The organism is Albidovulum aestuarii (assembly GCF_029961185.1).
Classification (GTDB): Bacteria; Pseudomonadota; Alphaproteobacteria; order Rhodobacterales; family Rhodobacteraceae; genus Albidovulum; species Albidovulum aestuarii.
Map to the genome: position 1 here is coordinate 291085 of NZ_JASBQQ010000005.1, position 18029 is coordinate 309113.

Sequence of the window (18029 nt, forward strand, 5' to 3'; positions counted from 1 at the left end):
GTGGCAGCACTTGGGGATTGTGCAATAAAAGCCGCTGATAAGGCGGCGAAAACACACGGGACAGGCGTCAAGCCATGACAGATCATTCGACCTCGGGTTTCTCTCGGCGTGGGCTTCTTGCGGCCTTTGCGGCGACCGCAGTAGTCGCCGCTCCGACATGCTCCAACGCCTTCGGCCTGCTGCGTGGCGCGGGCGACGTTCGCCGCATCCGCATGTATTCGGGCCGGACCGGAGAAAGCATCGACACGATCTACTGGATCGAAGGCAAATACGTTCCCGAGGCGCTGAACGAGATCACCTATTTCATGCGTGACTGGCGGTCGGACCAGACCAAGGACATCGACCCGCGCACGATCGACATCGCTGCGGCGGCGCACCGGCTGCTGGATGTCAGCGAACCCTACATGCTGCTTTCGGGCTACCGCACGGCGCAGACGAACGCGATGCTGCGCTCGAAGTCACGCCGGGTGGCGCAGAACTCGCTGCACATGAAGGCGCAGGCGGCGGATCTTCGGCTGCGGTCGCGGTCGGTCAGCCAGATGTACCGCGCGGCATCGGCCTGCGAGGCGGGCGGCGTCGGCAAGTACAGCCGCTCCAACTTCGTGCACATGGATTGCGGCCCGATCCGCACCTGGGGCAGCTAAGGCCCGTCACATTCCAAAAAACGGGCGCCGGTTCTTCGGCGCTTTTTTTATTTTACCTGACCGCTCAGATGCGACCTGCTCAGAGTTTCGATGAGATGACGCCTGTCGCGAAACCGCCCATACGTAGCTCACCATAGAGCCGCTGGTATTCGATCTTGGGGCACCGGTTCTGGACAACCCTGATCCCGCGCGCCTCTGCAGTCGCGGCGGCCTCGGCATGTTCGACGCCGATCTGCATCCAGACCGTCTTCAGCTTCGGCAGCTCTGCCAGCGCCTCGTCAACGGTGGCAGGCACCGCGTCCGAGCGACGGAAGATGTCCACCATGTCCACATTTGAGTCCTTGGGAATGGACGCAAGATCGGCATAGACGGTGCGGCCAAGGATCTCGCCCCCAGCGTGACCGGGATTGACCGGGATCACGGTAAAGCCCTTCAGCCCGAGATAGCGCGCGACATAATAGGACGGCCGCACAGGATTGGGCGACACCCCGACCACTGCGATCACGCGGGTCGAAGTGAGGATGCTGCGCAGGAAACTGTCGGAATAATCGGTCATGAAGGCCCATTGCCAGAAAAAGGCGCCCGATCCAAGGGGACGGGCGCCAGTCGCGGAACGAGGGACAGTGAATTGAAACGCGGCTGTTCCAGTGCCACGTTTCTAAAGAATCATGTAGGTACGACCCGCCGGATTGGAAGGCCGAGTCGCGCAGTTGTGATCACATCATTGGCCAAGTGCCGCCGGCCAGTTTCCGTTGGCAAGAACGATATTGCCGGGAATGTCCGCACTCCAGATCGTCCGGACCTCGGTCGAGAAATTCATGTAAAGCCTGCCGTCATGAACCGTGAAGGCCTCGGGCACCGTCGGGGCGATCGCCCCTTTCGACATCGCATAAGCGCAATAGCCGCCATATTGCGGCGCATAGCCGGCGGGGTTCATCTCGAACGATTCCATCGCCTCAGCGCTGGCGAAGTACCACAGCGCGCCGCGCCAGCGCAGTGCGTAGGCCGCCTTGCCCATCACCGGACGGTCCTCGGTGAAATAAGCCACCGGGTCATAACCGCCCATTGCGACCCCGTTCGGGGCATACACTTCCGGCTCCGCAGCCAAAGCCGGGCGCAGAATGGTCCCGGCAACGGGGATCACGAGAATGGCAGCGATAAGCGCGCGGCGGGTCAGTGTCATAGTGGTTCCTCAAGAGCGAGTGCCCGGTCGGCCTCAAGATGACATCACCCGGAGCTTCGTGAAAGATGCCTCCCGCAAGCGTGATCGAATGTGGGCCAAGGGTGATCTGTCGGACCGACGTCTAGCGCGTTGCCGCCGCGTAGAGCGCAACCGCCGCCGCGTTGGACACGTTGAGCGAACCGAAAGTGCTGGCGAAGGGGATTTTCACGAGGTGATCGCAGGTCTCGCGGGTCTTTTCCCTGAGGCCCGGCCCCTCGGCGCCAAGCACGAGCGCCACCGGCCGTTGCCCGGTTTCAGCCAGCGCCTCGGCAAGGGTCCGGTCCGCATCGCCATCTAGGCCCAGCAGCACATAGCCCATGTCCCGCAACCGTTCGAGCGCCTCTGCGAGGTTTCCGATGCGCAGATAGGGCTGGCGCTCCAGCGCACCGCTGGCGGTCTTGGCAAGGGCACCGGTTTCGGGGGCCGCGTGGCGGGCTGGCGCGATGACGGCCCGCGCGCCAAAGACCTCGGCCGAGCGCAGGATCGCCCCCACATTGTGCGGGTCCGTCACCCGGTCCAGAGCCACGACCAGCGCCCTGCCCTGCCTCGCTGCGCAAACCTCGTCGAGTCCACCCCAGGCCAGCGGTTTCACCTCAAGGGCCGCCCCCTGATGTACGCTGTCGGCCCCGAGCGGCACATGGGAATCGAACTTGCGCGGGTCCACGATCTCCGCGTCGATCCCGGCACCCTCAAGCGCCGCGCCCAGCCGGTCGGCGGCATTCTTGGTCACCACCAGACGCAGTTTTTCGCGCGCGGGATTCATCAGAGCGTCGCGCACCGCGTGCAGCCCGAAAAGCCACACCGTTTCGGCCGCCGCAGCCCGCCGTGAACGTTCCTTTTCGATCACCCAGGCGGGTTTTTTCATTGTATCAGGTCCCTTTGCCGATGGCGGCTGACAATGCGCCCTGGGCCCGAATGACGCAAGACCGCAAACGTGGATTTTCTTCCTTGACGCCTATCTGCCCCTCGCGTATTCCCGGCCCCGCGTCGGGCGACGTGCTGCAAGGTGCGGCAGCGGACTGTAACTCCGCCGGGGAGACCCATGCCTGGTTCGATTCCAGGGTCGCCCACCATCCACCCTCCCACTCAGAGCCAGATATTGCCGCGCGCGGTATTGTGGCGTTCTTTCCGCGCCTTGTGCGGAGCAGGTTCAAGGCTTCGGTTGGATTTGGTCTCTACGCTGGGGCTAAACATGCGGTTTCCGCGCAAAGTCTCTGCGGGCGGATTTCACGTGATATTTCTCGGTGAGTTGTACTGCGGATCAGGCGGCAGGGAACCCGAGGATGCGGCGCTGATCGGACCAGGCGAGCGGGAGTTCCGGCAGACCACGCAAGGCCTTGGCCGTGAGGTCAACGGGCTGACGGCCTTCGAGGATCGCTTGCGCGATGTCCGGTGCGAGCCAGGCCAGCGGCAGGATACGGCTGATGGCGCCAGGACGGAGCTGCTCTCTCTCCGTGAGTTCGGCAACGGAACCCACTCTGCCTTCAACGAGATCCTGCATCCAGCGCCGCGCATCCGCGACCAGCGCAATGAGGTCCGGATCGCGCTGCGGAACACCGGCGTCCGCCCGCAGCACGATCGGACGGTTCCGCCCGTTGCGCTGCAGCGTGATCGGCACCTCGATGGGAGGGGCCAGCACCTCGGACGCCGCAAGATCATTGAGGAGCGGTGCGAGATTGACCCGAAGGCTCATAAAGCCTTCCCGCAGATCAACTCGATTTAGATAAGCTAAAAGGCTTTCCATGCCGCCCGCACCTGAGAGAGCGGATGCGTCCTTCGCGGCCTGCTCCAACGCATCAGAGATTGCTTCAGGACGAAGGCCGGCCGTGGCCAGCACCGATGTCAGCCAGGCATCATCGGCCAGGTACCGCAGGATGGTCTCATGTACGACATTCTCGAGCGGGCCCGCCGGAAGGCGATCGACCTTCCGCCTGTCGTCAGCGTGGTCCGGCTTCGACACATAGTACCAGTAGCGTTTGGACAGCCGAACCGATCCGGATCGCACCGTCCGCATCGCGTAGCTTGTCTGCATTGGGCGGTCGTGCTGGTCGAAGAGGTAACCGTCAAGCCAGCGGCGGGTGGGCCTACGGCGGCCGGATATCGGGCCGCCGCCGTTGCCGTCGAGATGCTCCTGCACATGTCGCCAGGTGGTTTCATCCACGATCGCAGCATGCTGACCGATGTGAAGGTCACCCTTGTGACGGACCTTGCCGACATAGGTTGCATTGCGCAGGAGATGATAAAGTGCGCCGGACGAGAAGGGCTGCCCGCCGGTCACCCGTCCGTGCCTGTCCGTCCGGACCTTGCTGACGATCCCGAGCCGGTCGAGCCGTCGCCGCAAGACCGGGACGGAGCCGGCTTTCAGGTACTCCCGGAAGATTGTCCGCACGGCGTCGGCCACTTCGGCGTTCACGATGAGCGCCTTGTCCTGTGCCTCATAGCCAAACGGCACGGCACCGCCCATCCACATGCCCTTCCGTTTCGAGGCGGCGACCTTGTCACGGATGCGCTCCGCGGTGACCTCGCGCTCGAACTGGGCGAACGAGAGAAGCACGTTCAGAGTGAGCCGCCCCATCGACGAGGTCGTGTTGAAGGCCTGAGTCACCGAGACGAAGGAGACGCCTCCAGCGTCGAAGATCTCCATCATCTTTGCGAAGTCCGACAGGGCCCGCGTCAACCGGTCCACCTTGTAGACCAAGATCACGTCGAGTCGCCCCGCGCGTACATCTGCAAGCAGTCGCTGCAAACCGGGACGCTCCATCGACCCGCCCGAGAAGCCGCCATCGTCGTAGCGATCGGAGAGTTCCGACCAACCCTCGTGTCGCTGGCTCAGAATGTACGCGCTGCAGGCCTCCCGCTGCGCGTCAAGCGAGTTGAAGCTCTGCTCCAACCCCTCTTCCGCGGATTTTCGCGTATAGATCGCACAGCGCTGCCGGATCATTCCCCGTCCTCCCGGAGCCCGAAGAACTTCGGACCGTTGCGCGGTGTCCCGGTCATCGCCCGCGCCACGGCGGAGAGGGAGGAATAGGGCTTTCCCTTCCAGATCACGCGCTCCGCAGTGACGAGCACCTCGTGGGTCTCCCCGCCCCAGGACTTCAGGAGTCGGGTGCCTGCTGCGGTGGGTGGTGCGGAGAGACCGTTCATCGCATCTTCCCCGCGTGCGCCCCCGGCCCTCCGGGTCATCACCGTCTGCCATTGCCGCCGAACCGCCGACGACTCGCCGCCCTCCTCGTTGGCCTGGATCTCCCAGGCGAGTGCGAGCCGCATGAGGCGCCCCGAGAGTGTCGGCGGCGCGGGCGCTCCGCGCCGCTCCTGCCAGAGCCGACGCAACTCAGCGGCCTCCAACTCCGCCAGCGCGGCAAGATCAAGGTCGGAAGGTCGGCGCTGCGCGGGCTTCGCTGCCATCAGTTCAGCCCTGCAGCCGGTATGACTTGCGACCGCCCTCCTCGGACAGGACAGCCGGAAAGCCGCGTTGCCGCAGCCGCGTCAGGGCCGCCCGCGCCGTGTGCGGCTGCCAACCAGTAGCCTCGATAAGCTCCGAGATCGTTGCGCCCCGCTTGCGCTCGACGGCCTTCAGCACAGCTCCGAGCTTGCCACCGGGCCGTTCCGGCGCAGCCACGACCTCATTTACAATGTCCGTCGTATCGGGGACAACAGCCGCGCGGCCTGCATCGCTCAGAACGTAAGTTGCAGCGACTGCCGTCTCGTCCCCGTCCGTAAAAGCCCGTCTTGCGAGCCCCTTTGTCAAGAGTGCTTCCGGAGCGCGATCAAGGATCTTCCCGGCAATCCCCTCCGGTGCCGGTAGCAATGCCCCTTCATCCCGCGTTGCGGCTTTTGCGATCAGGGCAGCTTCTGTCTTGCTAAGTTTGGTCATTCTCGGTCACTCCATTCGCGGCGGTGCCCGATGCACCGCCCGGTACTGACCGAAGGCCCGAAACCCGGGCCGAGCACGCGCCACCCACGTGTCGGCGCTCAACTGCGACTACCGCTTCCCTTGCACCCGTAGTCCAGCGGTTTCTTCAGAAGAGCGGGGGAAACGGCGGAACGGGTGCATTCGCCTCTCCGCAGCAAGGTTTCATTGAACTCGCGAAAGCAGACCTTCGACACAAGGAACCGGGAGGCGGTCCTGTTTTGGGACGGTTCTTCGGGGGAACCGGTCATTCGCCGCATGCGCGAGAGGGTAGTCGGCTGATGGTATGGAGCGGACATTCGTACGCCTCGCCGATCTCAGTCCGCCGATCTGATGAGTTGGCGGTAAAGCAGAACTTCGCGTCGGGTGCGAAGGTGCTCAGTGTTATGGGAAAAGCGGCCGTTGCCATTTTGGTCATTGCAAAGACTCAGTTGCCCAATTGCGAGCAGATGGCAGTAGTGCACGCCCTATCCGCATGAATTGAACTATTTGGCAAACAGCAGATCTGTTCCGACCTTCGTCGGTGACTTTGGGCACCTAAAGAGGGAACGAGCGCCTTGCGGGCGCCCGTTATGACTGCCGAAAGCCGTATCAGGCCGGTTGTTCGGGACGCATCCCGAGGGTCACGGTCGTGTCGACGGGTTTCCCGGCACGCAGGAGGCCGAGTTTCACTTCGCGTCCAGGGGCCTCCGTGGCGATCATCCGTGTAAGGTCGCGCGGGCCTTTCACCTGGGTGCCATCGACGCTCAGAACGACATCCCCTCGCGCGAGCCCGGCCTTGGCGGCCGGTGTATCGGCAGTGACATTGGTGATCAGGACGCCCTCGGCCTTGTCGAAACCAAGTGCTGCGGCGATGTCGTCAGAGACGGGCTGGATCTGCACACCAAGCCAGCCGCGTTCGACCGTTCCGTCACCGGCAAGGTCGGCCACTACCTTCGAAGCTGTTTCAGACGGCACGGCAAAGCCGATCCCGACCGAACCACCCGTAGGCGAGAAAATCGCGGTGTTGATGCCGACGACCTCACCGTTCGCGTTGAAGAGAGGGCCACCGGAATTGCCCTTGTTGATGGCGGCGTCTGTCTGGATGTAGTTGTCAAAGGGGCCTGAATTGATGTCGCGGCCAAGGGCCGAGACGATGCCCGCCGTCACCGAATTGCCAAGACCGAACGGGTTACCGATGGCGACCACATCCTGGCCGACCTTTAGCTGTGTTGAATCGCCGAAGGCCACAGTCGGCAGATCATTGCCCTCGTTGATTTTGACGAGCGCGATATCGGTCGCGGTATCCACGCCCAGCACCTTGCCGTCAATCTTGCGGCCGTCGGCGAGGGTCACCGTGACCGTGTCTGCACCGTCAACGACATGGGCGTTGGTCACGATCTGGCCATCGGCCGTCACGATAAACCCGGTGCCCACCCCGTGCATTTCTGGCGTGTTCCCGCCGGGCGCGCCGGGCATCGGCATTCCCGGCATCGGCATGCCGAATTGCCGCATGAACTGATCGAGCGGGAAGCCCTGCGGCATGTTCTGGCCATAGAGTTCGGACGGATCGGCTTTCTTCGTCACTTCGATATAGACGACCGCAGGTGCGACCTTGGCCACAAGGTCTATATAACCGCCCTGATGCATCGCGGGTGCGGCAATGGCGGGCGGCGCGAGGAACGGACCGATGGCTGTCAGCCCAGTGGCACCTATAAGGGCGCCGAGGGCCAGCGCGGGAAGTCTGGTTCGAAGGGAATGTCGGGCGGTTTGCATCATCGTCTCCTTGGTTCTGAACCGGAATCGCAACCGGGATAGCCAACATCTGGGCCCGAGAGGTTTCAGGTGCCCGACCGGAAGATTGCAAATCCGCAAGGTTTGATGGCAGGCTGGACGCGACCGCGCGCCGCCTGACAAAACTGTAATCCAGCCTTCAGCCGGGTTTCAGCTGGTCCATTCAGCATTGCATACCTTGGTTAAGTCGCCACTTTCGAAAGGCGCGATGAATGACTACCTTGCCAGCGCAGCTTCAGGCTGTGGACGTATCGAAGTGTGACATGAAACTCCTGCTGATCGAGGACGACCCCACGACCGCCGCCTATATCGTCAAGGGCCTGCGCGAGGAGGGCCATGTGGTCGATCACCTCTCAGATGGCCGTGACGGGATGGTTCAGGCGATGTCGGGGGGATACGACGTGCTGATCGTCGACCGGATGCTACCCGGGCTCGACGGGCTGTCGCTGGTCCGCGCGCTCAGATCGGCCAAGGTCACGGTACCCGCGATCTTCCTAACAGCCATCGGTGGGGTCGATGACCGGATCGAAGGGTTGCAGGCCGGGGGCGACGATTACCTCGTCAAGCCCTTCGCCTTTGGTGAATTGTCCGCAAGGATCTCGGTACTGGCCCGCCGCACAACCCAACCTGTCGCGGAAACAGTGCTAACGGCGGGTGACTTGCGCATGGATCTGATAGCCCGCACCGTAACGCGGGGTGGAACACCCATCGACCTTTTGCCGCGTGAATTCGCGCTTCTGGAACATCTCCTGCGCCGTAAGGGCCGGGTCCAGACACGGACCATGCTTCTGGAGGCAGTGTGGGACCTCAGCTTCGATCCCCAGACTAATGTCGTCGAGACCCATGTCAGCCGCCTGCGCGCCAAGGTCGACAAGCCCTTTGAGCGCGAATTGATCCACACCGTGCGCGGTGCCGGTTACAAGATCGAGACGTGACGCGTGCTTGCCCGCCTGCTCAGCACGCTGAAACGCAGCACCGGCTCGACCCCGATGCGGCAGGCCATCGGGCTCGTGGCCGTGGTGGCGGTCGTCAACCTGGTGACGCTCGGCCTTGCCTATCTTAGCCTGCGAAGTGCCACGGAAGAGGCGATGCGCGCCAATCTTATCCAGCACTTGGCGGGGTTTCAGGTTGCGGCCTCGTCCTCGGCGCTGGAAATCCTCGTTGCGGCCGAAGCAAACGCCGCCGATCCCGCCCATCGGGTCTTTGCCTTCATCGCCCCCGATGGCCGCGTCACCGGAAACGCCAATGCCACTCTGACGCGCGATGGGGTGAAGATCAGCCAGATGCCCGAAGGCCGCCCCCTGAGCGACAGCGGCTATTTCCCCCTGATCGAACGCATGGCGGGCGGGGTCCTTATTCTCGGCGAAAGCCGCGCACCGGTCGATGAACTGGGCGAGACGTTTCTCGCACTTCTGGCACTCAGCCTTGCCCCCACGGTGCTGATCTCGCTCGGCGCGGGCGCTGTCATCGCGTCCCGCGCACGCCGCCGCGTCGACCAGATTGAGGCGGTGTTGGGCCAGCTCTCGGAAGGCACGCTGAATGCCAGGATACCGGCCGAACCCGGACGTGAGGATGATCTTGCCCGCATCGGGACACGGGTGAACCGGATGGCGGCCGCGCAGGAGGCCGCGACGGATGCGCTGCGACAGGTCTCAGCTGACATTGCCCATGACCTGAAAACACCGTTACAGCGCATGACGGTGCTTCTGCACGACCTGCGCGACCGGCTGCCTGACGAAGGCGCTGAGGCCGCGCTCGCGGACCGGGCCATCGCCGAGGCGGATGGCGCGGTCGGTGTGTTTCACGCCCTATTGCAGATCGCCCAGATCGAGGGCGGAGGCGCGCGGGCCGCGTTCGTGCCGGTCGACCTCTCGGAAATCGCGGCCGGGATCGTGGAGCTTTACCTCCCCGCTGCCGAGGAGGAGGGCCGCAGGCTGGTGCTGACCCTTCCCGGCGATGCCGCCATGATCAGTGGCAACAAGGGGCTCATCGGTCAGGCCCTTGCCAATCTCATCGAAAACGCGTTGCGCCATACCCCTGCGGGCGCGGACATAGCGGTTGCCGTGCAGCGGACCGATACCCGAATAGTGCTGGAGGTCGCCGATCGTGGACCCGGAATACCGGAGGCGGAACGAGAAAACGTCCTGCGACGCCTCTACCGGCTGGAACGCAGCCGAACCACGCCCGGCAATGGCCTTGGCCTAGCGCTTATCGCCGCTACAGCCGGTCTGCACGGGGCCCACCTGACGCTTGGCGATAACAGTCCGGGTCTGAAGGTCACGCTCGCCTTTCCCCGTCTGGCCGGGATTGCTCGCTAGCAGTGACAGGCCGGCGCGGGAGGGGTGCCAGAACAAGGGAAACGGCACCCCCGCCGCCCGGTGCCGGTGAGCAGGAGTACGGTAGTCGCCGACGACCGGTTGCGTCTGAGGACAGGCCGCCCGATACGCAACTCGAGTATAATCAGTTCGAACGCCAGGGGCTCTGTCAGGACGTTTGTTACAAATACGGACCGGACATTTCAAAACGCTGACCGTGACATTACTTTTTTGACAATTATTGGCGCGTTCTTACGACTGTTCAGGCTCGGCCGGCCCATCCGAACCGGCGAACTTCGACCCATTGGAACGCCTAAGCCTGGTATACGGAAACAGAACGGAGCGCCCGACCGATCGGTCGGGCGCTCCACCCTCGGAGAGAGCTGGAGGGGACACTCAACCCCCATCCGACCACCAGCGACGTCACATCGCCAGCACCTCCTCAGCCTCGACCTTCTTGCGCGCATCGGTTTCACTGCTGGAGAGGATCGTGTTCAGCCGCTCAATCTGCTCAACCGTAAGGCGGCCGGGATTCTTGACGTGGATGCCGAGCGGTCTGAGGTCGTTGACGACGATAGCCTCCATCTCGGCTGCACCCGGAAACTCGCGGATCGACCGCATAGCCACCGCGTGCTGCGGCTGGGCTTTCAGGATCTCCTCAATCTGGCGTTTCTGCTCGTTGCCCCGGTCGGACGACGAGAGGATGGCGCTGATCTCGCCAATCTGGTGGTAGTTCAGCTTGTGTAAATCGGGGACCGGTATCCCGAGTTGTTCGAAATCGAGGCGAAGCGTGTTGTCCAGTTCGTTGAACTGGTTGGTCATCGCAATACCGGCCGCGCCCGAAAGAAGGGTGATCGTGGCCGCAGTCATCGCGAGAGCGGAGACCTTGGAAAGACTATGCATCTCTGTTGTCCTTGTTGCGGCGATCCGGAATGGCATCGTCGGGACTCAGCCTAGGCCCGCGAGTTTTCCCCCGTCTGACGCCGAGCTTACATTTTTGACAAGTCGGACATTGCCGGGGAAGCGTGTCGTGACCTTCAGGCCCGGCTCGTTGTCCGAAAGGTTGACGGTTGCGCCATGACGATCAGCGATGGCCTTAACGAGCGCGAGGCCAAGGCCGCTCCCCGGTGTCGTGCGGTTGCGGTCGAGGCGGAAGAAAGGATCAAATACCCGCGCGCGTTCAGCCTCGGGGATGCCGAGGCCGGCATCGGCGACCTCGACGCTGGTTGCTGTGGCTTCGGCTTTGACCGCAAGCGTTACGGCGGCGCCCTTCGGACAGTGGGTGAGCGCGTTCTGGATCAGGTTGACCAACATTTGCCGTAACATCCGGCTGTCACCCGAGATCGGAGCGGCAGCCGGGCCGGGGATCAGCGTGAGGCTCTGGCCATTCTCTTCGGCGATGGGCGCAAAGGTCTCAGTAAGGTCGGCCAGAATCGGCACCAGATCGACATCGGAGAAGTCGTGGCGGCCGGTTTCGGCCCCAATCCGCGCAATACGAAGGATTGCGTCGAAGATGCGGCCAAGTCCGGTCAGTTCGCCATCCGCCGCCTCGATAGCCGCGCGAGGGTCTTGCCCTTTTTCAAGCCGCGACTGCGCCTCCTGCAAGGACAGAAACGCCCGAGACAAAGGCGTGCGAAGATCATGCGCGATGGCCGCCGCCGTTGTCCGGGTCGAGAGCATGAGGCTCGACAGACGCTCCAGATGTGCGTTGACACGGTCGGCGATGCGGTCGATCTGGTCCATCCCTTTTACCGGCACGCGCGCATCCGTTTGGCCCTGAGACACCAGATCAAGTGTCCGCTCCAGTCGTGTGAGTTTGACAAGGCTCGACCGGCTGGCCGTGTAGCCGATGGCTAGGATGGCGACGGTCAGCACCACGCCCGCACCCAGCAACACCCAGAGGAAAGATTTCTCTGCCATATCGGTCAAGGCCAGGTCCTGTCCCAGAACCAGCGTCACATCGGCGAACCGCGTCGAGTTCAGGTAGTAGGAAGAGGACTTCGCATGGTGGTCGGTCGTGGTCAGTTCGATGCGTCGGGACGTTCCCAGCGGTGGCAAATTGTCTATGTTTCCGGCCAACTTGATGCCATCGGTGTCGAATACGCCGATCACCCGCGGCGTCTGCGAGAGCGGGTTGTTGATCTCGGATATGGCCTGAACGAGGTCTGTCTTGCCCCCGGCATCGTAGATGTCATGCAACATGATTTCGTCGGTGCGCACCTGTTGGGCCAGTGTCGCGTCAAGCGTCGCTCGCAGATAGGAAAAGGAGACAAACCCGGTCAGTGAAAACGCTGCGACAACGGCCAGCGCAGCATGGGTGGCCGTGCGAAACGCCGCGCCGGAGAGAATATTAGCGCGGTCCATGCATCATGTATCCGGTGTTCCGTATGGTGTGAAGCAAAGGCACATCGAACGGCCGGTCGATCTTCGCCCGCAAGCGGCTGACATGGGTTTCGACCACGGTTGTGCCCGGTTCGAAGTTGAAATCCCAGACCTGTTCCAGCAGCATCGTCCGCGTTACGACGCGCCCGGCATTGCGCATCAAAACATCCAGCAGTGCGAACTCCTTCGATTGCAGATCGATCGGCTGGCCTTTACGGGTGGCCGTGCGGGCAAGAAGGTCAAGACGGAGGTCATGCACCTCAAGCACCGTGATGTCAGCCATCTCTTTCCGCCGTCGGGTCAGGGCGGTAACGCGGGCCTGCAACTCGGAAAAGTGGAAGGGTTTTGCGAGGTAATCGTCCGCCCCGGCACAAAGCCCCTCAACCCGCTCATCGACATCGCCGAGTGCCGTCAGGAAGATCACCGGAACGTCGTTCGTGGCCGCGCGCAGCGCTTTCAGAACAGAGAGACCGTCCATCCCCGGCATCATCCGGTCAAGTATGGCGAGGTCGGCGCTGTTGTACAGGCAGTAGCTCAGCGCATCGCAGCCATCCGCCACCCGTTCGACGCTATGGCCGTTTTCGCTCAGACCGTTGACGATGAAATCCGCGACCCGGTCATCATCCTCGGCAAGCAGGATCTTCATAGCGGCCTTCCCTTCGGTTCAGCGCCAAATGGGGGCCCCGCAGGACCCCCACCGCTGGCATGGCGTTCAGGGCCGTGTCACTTGACGACGGTGACCTGATCGGCCTGATGCTTGGAGTTGAGCATCTGCCAGGCGATATCGACCTTTTCACCAACCTTCAGGCCGGGATCCTTGAACCCGGCGGGCAGGATATAGGTTGTGCCGTTGTCGAGCGTCAGGGTCATGGCCTTGGCATCATAGGCCTTGATGGTGCCGGTCGTGTGGGTGTCGGCGGCGAAAGCGGCGAACGACGAGCCGAGCATCGCGACGGCAACGGCGGGGAATAGGAACTTACGCATGGTGATAGTCCTTTGTGTGCCCGCTTCCTGCGGGCAGTGCTGTGGAGCAGTCTGAAGTTGTCTGGGTGGGGCCGTGGGGCGCTTTGGGCAGCTCCCTGCTCCTGATGCTGAAATTACGCCTGAGGCTGAGCCGGATCAAATTACTTCGATGTAAGGTTGCGGTAAGGTCCGGGATGGGTTTGAGGTCGAAAACCGGACTGGGCGCGGGGCCACTGTCCTGCGAGGACATAGGGGGAAAAGATGACCAGTGGACATCATCGGCAAAGAACGGAGACCTGCCATGTCTGCCAGCGCCAGTACCCTATGTCCGAGTTGCGCCCCTGGATATCGGTTCGACCCGGTGTTTCGACGCTGATTGCCGACGCCGCCCCGGGCTGGGCAGACGGGCGCTTCATCTGCCGGACCGATCTTGGCACCTATCGGCGGCTTTACGTCGAACGCCTTCTGGAAGAGGAACGGGGCGAGTTGGGGGAACTGGACCGGCAGGTCATCGCCAGTCTGGAAAGCGGTCAATATGTCTCACAAAACCCGCAGGCCGCGATTGACGAGACCGCCAGTTTCGGCGAACGAATGGCGGATCGGGTGGCAAGCTTCGGCGGTTCCTGGGGCTTCATCCTCACTTTCACTATGGTGCTGATCGGTTGGATGGCAGTGAATTCACTCTGGTTCGCCACCCGCCCCTTTGACCCGTACCCCTTTATCCTCTTGAACCTAGTCCTCTCCTCCCTCGCGGCAATTCAAGCGCCAGTCATCATGATGAGCCAGCGGCGGCAGGAGGTGAAGGACCGGCTGCGGGCTGAAAACGACTACCGCGTCAACCTCAAGGCCGAACTGGAAATCCGCCAGTTGCACGAAAAGATCGACCACCAGCTGGCGCATCAGTGGGAAAAGCTGGCCGAATTGCAGCAAATCCAGATAGAGCTTCTGGAGGAGCGCGGCGATGGACGGCGCTGATCCGCACGCACTGTCGCGCAAACTGAACGCGCTGACCAGCCATTCGGCGGTCCGGATCGTGATGCCGCTGATGATCACCGCCATTGCCATCTTCGTGCTGCACCGGCTGTCGCGCGAGGTGCATTGGCGCGACGTGGGCGCGAGCCTTGCCACCCTGCACCCGGCCGCGCTCCTCGCCGCGCTCCTCTGCGTCACGGGCAGCTATGCCTCGCTCTCGCTGTATGACGTGGCGGCCCTGCGCAGCCTCGCGCCGGGCAAGGTGCCGCCCCGGATAGCGGCGCTGGCCGGGGCCAGCGGCTTTGCGATTTCCAATTTTCTCGGCGCGTCCTGGCTGACGGGCAGCGCCGTACGCATGCGCATTTATTCGACCCTCGGCGTCGATCTTGGCGTGGTCGCCCATGTGATCGGCATGACCTGGCTGGCCTTCGCGTTCGGTCTCACACTCATCCTCGGGCTTCTTTTCAGCTTCCACCCCGCGGGGCTGAGCGCTGTAATCCCCATCGGCACGAGCGCCGAGTCCGCCACCGGAATGGCGCTGCTGGCCGGGTTACTGGCGATCTATGTCTGGCTGGCGCGCGGACACCGGCAGATCCACCTCGGCCCTGTAAGGATCGAACTGCCACCCTTCCGCCTTGCGCTGACCATCACCCTGATCGCCGTTGCCGATCTCGCCATCGCCTCGGGCACTCTTTATGTCCTGCTGCCCGCCGATCTCGGCGGCAACTACACCTATTTCTTCGTCGTCTATATCGCCGCCGTGGCGCTTGGCATTCTCAGCCATGCGCCTGGCGGGATCGGCGTGTTCGAGGCGAGTGTCATCGCCGGGCTTGGCGTCGGCGCGCGGCCCGACCTGCTGGCCGCCCTGATCCTCTACCGCCTCGTCTATTTCTTTCTGCCGTTCCTTGCCGCCGCCCTCGGGCTTGGTCTTGCCTGGGCGGCGGCCGAACGGCGCGCCATCGGCGAGGCGGCGATGGGCGCCTACCGCATCGCCCAGCCCGCCGCGCCGGTCATCGCTGCCGGGGTGGCCCTCATCGCCGGGGCCATCCTCCTGGCCTCCGGTGGCCTTCCCGCAGACGAAACGCGCCTCGGTATCCTTCGCGACATCCTGCCGCTTTACTTCGTGGAAGCCTCGCATCTGGCCGGCTCCATCACCGGCGTCCTTCTGGTCGTCATTGCGCGGGGGCTTTACCGGCGGCTTTACCGGGCCTGGATCGTGGCGGTGCTTCTGATGGTTTTGGGCCTTGTCGCTTCGCTCGCGAAGGGCCTCGACTGGCACGAGGCGCTGTCGATGCTTGGTGCGCTCGCCCTCCTCGCTCTGTTCCGGCCTGCGTTCTACCGGATCGAGGGCGGTTCGATCTTCCGGCTCGACGCGGCCTGGATCGTTAGCCTTGCCGGACTTCTCGGCACGATGATCTGGATCGGCTTCTTCGCTCATGCCCATACTGCCTATCGCGACACGCTGTGGTGGCAGATGGCCTGGCATGGCGACGCCTCGCGGTTCCTGCGCGCTGCGCTGGCGACGGCGGTCATTCTTGGCGGTATCAGCCTGCATTCGCTCTTGTCTTCACGCGGCCGCCGCCCTGCGCCTGAACCGGTCCCCAATCAGGTTCGGGCGCTGCTGTCCACCTGCCCGCGCTCCGGCGCGCAGCTTGCCCTGACCGGCGACAAAACCTTCCTGCTGGCCGAGGACGGCAGCGGTTTTCTCGCCTATGCCGATACCGGCACCACGCTCGTCGCCCAGGGCGATCCCGTCGGCTCGACCGAAGCCGGACGCACCCTCATCCGCCAGTTCCGCGAGAAGGCCGACCGCATGGGGCGGCGCGTGGCCTTCAACGCGGTGACGAGCACCTATCTGACCACCTTTCTCGACCTTGGCCTCTCGATCATGAAGATCGGCGAGGTTGCGCGGGTCGAGCTTGCGACCTTCACGCTGGACGGATCGGCGCGCAAGGATTTCCGCTATGCCCATGGCCGCGCCGAACGCGAGGGACTGGTCTTCGAGGTGATCCCCGCCGCCGATATCTGGCCGCTACTGCCCGAGCTCAAACGCATTTCAGATGCCTGGCTCGCGCTGAAACAGGGCGAGGAGAAGGGGTTCTCACTCGGCGCCTTTTCTGAGACCTATCTGAAGAACTTCGACATCGCGGTCCTGCGCCGAGGACCCGGTGGGGCGGTCCTTGCCTTCGCCAATCTCTGGCAGGGGGCGGAGCGGGCGGAACTGTCACCAGACCTTATGCGCTACGATCCAGCCGGGCCAAGCTATGCGATGGACGCGCTCTTTGCCGCGCTGCTTCTTTGGGCCAAAGCCGAAGGATTTGCTTGGCTCTCGCTCGGCGCAGCGCCTTTCTCCGGCCTCACAGAACGCCGCTTCGCCCCGTTCTGGAATCGTATGGGAGGGCTTCTTTATGAACACGGCGAACATTTCTATCACTTCGAAGGGCTCCGTGCCTTCAAGCAGAAATTCGATCCGGTCTGGACACCCCACTACCTCGCCAGTCCCGGCGGGCTTGCCGTGCCACGTGTTCTTTACGAAATCAACGTCCTGATCTCAGGGGGCGTGCGCGGGTTGATCTGAACTGGGTCGGCAGATTGCGGAAGTTTAATCCGGGCGTCAGGGCGGCGTATCTGCCGGGAAACAGAAGATGGAGAAACGCCCGCCGGAGCCCCTGATATGAAGCAATTGCTGCACGCCACCGCGCTGATTGTCCTGCCTGCCGCCGCCTTCTTCGTCCTGATGCCACAAAGCCCAAAGGCCGTTGCCGAATCCGAGGCCGCGTCAGGCCTTGGCGATCTGACGCCGTTCGAGGCGATCGTGACCGATGGTCAGGCAATTGCCGCAACCGGCGATTTTGTGGCCGCCGAAAAGCGCGTCAGCGACTTCGAGACCGCCTGGGATGACGCCGAGCCTGAACTGCGCGCCCGCGATGCCGCAGGCTGGGGCAGCGTTGACGATGCCGCCGACGCCGCCTTCGCCGCACTTCGCGCGGGCGATCCCGACAAGGTCAAGGTCGCGGAGACGCTCGGCGCGTTGCAATCGACCCTGCATGCCCCCGTCACCGCAATGGGCACAGGCGTTGCAACCCTGGTAGCGGGCATCATGGTGACCGATGTGACCGGTCACGCCATCCCCTGCGAAGAAATGCTGAAGGATCTCACCGCGGCCATCGATGGCGGCAAGATCGCAGCCGCCAATCAGGCACAGGCCACAGAGTACCAGTCGAAGGCCACAGAACGCTGCAATGCCGATGATGACAAGCGGGCTGACGAATTCTCGGCGCACGGCCTCGCCCTCGCCAGCAAGTAACATCGGGGATCAGACAAAATGCCTCCTATCACAGCGTCAATCAGACACATGCGCATCAACCGCGTGCCCCAGGTCACAGCCGAATTCTGGCTCATCAAGCTCATGGCCGTGACCATGGGCGAAACCGCCGCCGATTATCTGGCCGTCAACATGGGACTTGGCCTGACCGCTACCTCACTGATCATGGCCGGGATTCTCGTTGTGGCACTTGCCCTTCAGTTCGCTCAACGGCGCTATGTACCCTGGTCCTACTGGCTGGCGGTGGTGCTGATCAGCATTGTCGGCACGCTGATCACCGACAACCTCGTCGACAATTTCGGTGTCAGCCTGGTGACGACGACCACCGGCTTCACGCTGGCACTGGCCGCGACCTTCGCGTTCTGGTTCGCCTCTGAACGGACGCTATCGATCCACACGATCTTCACCGGGCGGCGCGAGGGCTTCTACTGGCTCGCGATCCTATTTGGACTTGCCCGGCTTTGGTGGAGAGCGTTTAGCTCACTTCCCGGGCCTTTCGCTCGAAGGCGATGGGGCTCTGGAA

The 18029-nt window shown here is 63.2% G+C and carries 18 protein-coding genes and 1 tRNA gene; 8 read left to right on the top strand and 11 right to left on the bottom strand.

Annotation, left to right across the window (positions count from 1 at the left end; translation table 11 throughout):
- Positions 1 to 74: 74 nt before the first annotated feature.
- Positions 75 to 644: a peptidoglycan L,D-endopeptidase MepK gene (gene mepK / locus QKW60_RS13645; RefSeq protein WP_282369447.1), complete on the top strand. Its 570-nt coding sequence runs from the start codon at positions 75 to 77 to the stop codon at positions 642 to 644.
- A gap of 79 nt (positions 645 to 723) precedes the next feature.
- Here the strand turns inward: mepK and QKW60_RS13650 are convergent, their stop codons facing one another.
- The 3 genes from QKW60_RS13650 to rlmB form a co-directional block, all read right to left on the bottom strand.
- The gene (locus QKW60_RS13650; RefSeq protein ID WP_282369449.1) at positions 724 to 1200 is read right to left on the bottom strand and encodes a CoA-binding protein; all 477 of its coding nucleotides are present in this window, start codon (positions 1198 to 1200) and stop codon (positions 724 to 726) included.
- Between the two features lie 165 nt (positions 1201 to 1365).
- Positions 1366 to 1827: a YHS domain-containing (seleno)protein gene (locus tag QKW60_RS13655; protein ID WP_282369451.1), complete on the bottom strand. Its 462-nt coding sequence runs from the start codon at positions 1825 to 1827 to the stop codon at positions 1366 to 1368.
- Between the two features lie 121 nt (positions 1828 to 1948).
- Positions 1949 to 2731: a 23S rRNA (guanosine(2251)-2'-O)-methyltransferase RlmB gene (rlmB, locus tag QKW60_RS13660; protein WP_282369453.1), complete on the bottom strand. Its 783-nt coding sequence runs from the start codon at positions 2729 to 2731 to the stop codon at positions 1949 to 1951.
- Between the two features lie 124 nt (positions 2732 to 2855).
- Between rlmB and QKW60_RS13665 the strand changes: the two genes are divergently transcribed.
- Positions 2856 to 2939, top strand: a tRNA-Tyr gene (locus QKW60_RS13665).
- A 188-nt stretch (positions 2940 to 3127) separates the two neighbouring features.
- Here the strand turns inward: QKW60_RS13665 and QKW60_RS13670 are convergent.
- The 4 genes from QKW60_RS13670 to QKW60_RS13685 form a co-directional block, all read right to left on the bottom strand.
- Entirely contained in the window at positions 3128 to 4807 is a 1680-nt protein-coding gene (locus QKW60_RS13670) for a recombinase family protein (RefSeq protein WP_282369454.1), read from the bottom strand.
- Positions 4804 to 5271, bottom strand: coding sequence for a DUF2924 domain-containing protein (locus QKW60_RS13675; protein WP_282369455.1), 468 nt, complete (start codon positions 5269 to 5271; stop codon positions 4804 to 4806). The genes QKW60_RS13670 and QKW60_RS13675 overlap by 4 nt, the downstream gene beginning before the upstream one ends.
- A gap of 4 nt (positions 5272 to 5275) precedes the next feature.
- Complete coding sequence (locus QKW60_RS13680) at positions 5276 to 5740, bottom strand: DUF3489 domain-containing protein (protein ID WP_282369456.1); 465 nt, start codon at positions 5738 to 5740, stop codon at positions 5276 to 5278.
- Positions 5741 to 6367: 627 nt separating this feature from the next.
- Entirely contained in the window at positions 6368 to 7531 is a 1164-nt protein-coding gene (locus tag QKW60_RS13685; RefSeq protein WP_282369457.1) for a S1C family serine protease, read from the bottom strand.
- Between the two features lie 281 nt (positions 7532 to 7812).
- Here QKW60_RS13685 and QKW60_RS13690 point away from each other — a divergent pair, with 281 nt between their 5' ends.
- Positions 7813 to 8484 carry a winged helix-turn-helix domain-containing protein gene (locus tag QKW60_RS13690; RefSeq protein ID WP_282369458.1) on the top strand — a complete coding sequence of 224 codons (672 nt, stop codon included), beginning with the start codon at positions 7813 to 7815 and terminating at the stop codon, positions 8482 to 8484.
- Positions 8485 to 8487: 3 nt separating this feature from the next.
- A complete protein-coding gene (locus QKW60_RS13695) occupies positions 8488 to 9867 on the top strand; it encodes a sensor histidine kinase (protein WP_282369459.1) in 1380 nt (459 codons plus the stop codon).
- Between the two features lie 420 nt (positions 9868 to 10287).
- On the opposite strand, the gene QKW60_RS13700 is transcribed toward QKW60_RS13695, so the two are convergent.
- From QKW60_RS13700 to QKW60_RS13715, 4 genes are all read right to left on the bottom strand, one after another.
- Entirely contained in the window at positions 10288 to 10767 is a 480-nt protein-coding gene (locus tag QKW60_RS13700) for a hypothetical protein (protein ID WP_282369461.1), read from the bottom strand.
- Between the two features lie 45 nt (positions 10768 to 10812).
- Positions 10813 to 12228: a sensor histidine kinase gene (locus tag QKW60_RS13705; RefSeq protein WP_282369463.1), complete on the bottom strand. Its 1416-nt coding sequence runs from the start codon at positions 12226 to 12228 to the stop codon at positions 10813 to 10815.
- A complete protein-coding gene (locus QKW60_RS13710) occupies positions 12215 to 12892 on the bottom strand; it encodes a response regulator transcription factor (protein WP_282369464.1) in 678 nt (225 codons plus the stop codon). The genes QKW60_RS13705 and QKW60_RS13710 overlap by 14 nt, the downstream gene beginning before the upstream one ends.
- A gap of 77 nt (positions 12893 to 12969) precedes the next feature.
- The gene (locus tag QKW60_RS13715) at positions 12970 to 13230 is read right to left on the bottom strand and encodes a DUF1344 domain-containing protein (protein ID WP_282369465.1); all 261 of its coding nucleotides are present in this window, start codon (positions 13228 to 13230) and stop codon (positions 12970 to 12972) included.
- 240 nt (positions 13231 to 13470) lie between these two features.
- On the opposite strand from QKW60_RS13715, the gene QKW60_RS13720 reads away from it, so the two are divergent.
- From QKW60_RS13720 to QKW60_RS13735, 4 genes are all read left to right on the top strand, one after another.
- On the top strand, positions 13471 to 14184 hold the full coding sequence (locus QKW60_RS13720; protein ID WP_282369466.1) for a DUF1003 domain-containing protein: 714 nt from the start codon (positions 13471 to 13473) through the stop codon (positions 14182 to 14184).
- Complete coding sequence (gene mprF, locus QKW60_RS13725; protein ID WP_282369467.1) at positions 14171 to 16759, top strand: bifunctional lysylphosphatidylglycerol flippase/synthetase MprF; 2589 nt, start codon at positions 14171 to 14173, stop codon at positions 16757 to 16759. The genes QKW60_RS13720 and mprF overlap by 14 nt, the downstream gene beginning before the upstream one ends.
- A gap of 96 nt (positions 16760 to 16855) precedes the next feature.
- Positions 16856 to 17488, top strand: a complete 633-nt coding sequence (locus tag QKW60_RS13730) for a hypothetical protein (RefSeq protein ID WP_282369468.1) — start codon at positions 16856 to 16858, stop codon at positions 17486 to 17488.
- A 63-nt stretch (positions 17489 to 17551) separates the two neighbouring features.
- Positions 17552 to 18029, top strand: a 478-nt coding sequence (locus tag QKW60_RS13735; protein ID WP_474001826.1) for a COG4705 family protein, incomplete at its 3' end; no start/stop codon positions are given.